Annotated in this window: 2 protein-coding genes; both read right to left on the reverse strand. The window is 64.0% G+C overall.

All coding sequences use genetic code 11. The features are described 5' to 3' along the window. Window positions 1-719, reverse strand: a 719-nt coding sequence (locus DPV79_RS41420; protein ID WP_060049350.1) for an ABC transporter permease subunit, incomplete at its 3' end; no start/stop codon positions are given. Beyond that, on the reverse strand, window positions 716-1,180 hold a 465-nt coding region (locus DPV79_RS41425; RefSeq protein ID WP_113048172.1), incomplete at its 5' end, for an ABC transporter permease. The genes DPV79_RS41425 and DPV79_RS41420, both read right to left, overlap by 4 nt.

Genomic DNA, 1,180 nt, shown 5'->3' on the forward strand with positions numbered 1-1,180 from the left:
TTCATCTCCGGGTTCAGCCCCAGCCGCACGCGCGAGAACACCACCAGCGGCAGCGTCGTCGACCCCGGCCCCGACAGGAACGCCGACAGCACCAGGTCGTCGATCGACAGCGTGAACGACAGCAGCCACCCCGACAGCAGCGCCTGCGAGATCAGCGGCAGCGTCACCACGAAGAACACCTTCAGCGGCGTCGCGCCCAGGTCGAGCGCCGCCTCCTCCAGCGACTTGTTCATCTCCTTCACGCGCGACTGCACGATGATCGCCACGTACGACACGCACAGCATCACGTGGCCGATCCAGATCGTCACCATCCCGCGCCCCTTCGGCCAGCCGAACATCTGCTCCAGCGCAACGAACAGCAACAACAGCGAGATGCCCTGGATCACTTCCGGAATCACCAGCGGCGCGTTGATCATCCCCGTGTACAGCGTGAAGCCCTTGAAGCGGCCGAAGCGCGCGAGCACGAAACCCGCCCACGTGCCGATCACGACCGACGCGGTGGCCGTCAACAGGCCGATCTTCAGCGACAGCCACGCGGCGGTCAGCAGCTCGTCGTCGTCCAGCAGCGCGCTGTACCACTTCAGCGAGAAGCCCGACCACACCGTCACCAGCTTCGACTCGTTGAACGAGTACACCACCAGGCTGATGATCGGGATGTACAGGAACAGGAAGCCGAAGGCGAGGACGCCCGTCGACAGCGGTTTGCTCGGCTTGATCATTTCGCGTCCTCCAGTTCCTTGACCTGGTAGTACTGGAACAGCGCCATCGGCACCAGCAGCAGCATCACCATCGCGACCGTCACCGCGGACGCCATCGGCCAGTCCATGTTGTTGAAGAATTCATCCCACATCACGCGCCCGATCATCAGCGTGTCGGCGCCGCCCAGCAGTTCCGGAATCACGTACTCGCCCACCGCCGGGATGAACACCAGCAGGCTGCCGGCGATGATCCCGTTCTTCGACAGCGGCAGCGTGATGCGCGTGAACGCGACCCACGGCTTCGCGCCGAGGTCGTATGCGGCCTCGAGCAGCGTGAGGTCCATCTTCACGAGGTGCGCGTACAGCGGCATCACCATGAACGGCAGGTACGAATAGACCATCCCGATGTAGACGCCCGCGTCGCTGTGATAGAGGCGCAGCGGCGTGTGGATGATGCCCAGCGCGATCAGCGTGTGGTTCAG

Origin of the sequence: Burkholderia reimsis (assembly GCF_003294055.1) — a bacterium.
Taxonomy (GTDB): Bacteria; Pseudomonadota; Gammaproteobacteria; order Burkholderiales; family Burkholderiaceae; genus Burkholderia; species Burkholderia cepacia.